The sequence below is a fragment of the Cupriavidus basilensis genome (assembly GCF_029335485.1).
GTDB classification, from domain to species: Bacteria; Pseudomonadota; Gammaproteobacteria; order Burkholderiales; family Burkholderiaceae; genus Cupriavidus; species Cupriavidus basilensis_E.
On sequence record NZ_JARJLM010000221.1, the window covers coordinates 1 to 513 of the forward strand.

At 76.0% G+C, this 513-nt stretch carries 1 pseudogene; it reads right to left on the reverse strand.

Annotated features, from left to right (window positions below):
- Window positions 1–513: pseudogene (locus P3W85_RS13010) on the reverse strand (DNA-binding protein); the annotation flags it as partial.

The following is a 513-nucleotide window of genomic DNA, read 5'->3' on the forward strand; positions in this document are numbered from 1 at the left end:
CCTGCTGCCTTGCCCGTTCCTCGGCTCTGGCCACGGCGGCGTCCTGCGCCCGCGCTTGCACCGCCGCCAGCTCAGCGCGCTGGTCCGCGAGCGCCTGCTCGGCCTTCTGGCGCAACGTACGCTCCTGGTCAATCTCGCGCAGCGCGCGGCGCTCGGTGGCCTCCGCCCGTTCCTGCGCGACGACCACCTGCTCGCGGGTGCGCTCCAGCTCCGTCGAGAATTGGGTACGCAGCTCCCCCAGTTGCCGCTCGAGCGCCTCGATCTGGCGCCGGCCCTCCTCCTGGCGCGCCCGCGCGGCCGCGTGGGCCTGGCGCTCGGCCTCCAGTTCCCCCTGTAGCGCCGCGCGCGCCTGCTGGGCTGCGTCGAAGTCCGCCTGCACGGCGGCGGTCTCCTGCTCGGCCACCACCACTGCGGCGCGCGCCTGGTCGCGCCGCGCCTCCGCCTCGCTCGCCTGCAGCCGCGCTTCGGCCCGCAAGGCGGCCAACTCACTGCTAGCGGCCGCGTTGGCGGCCT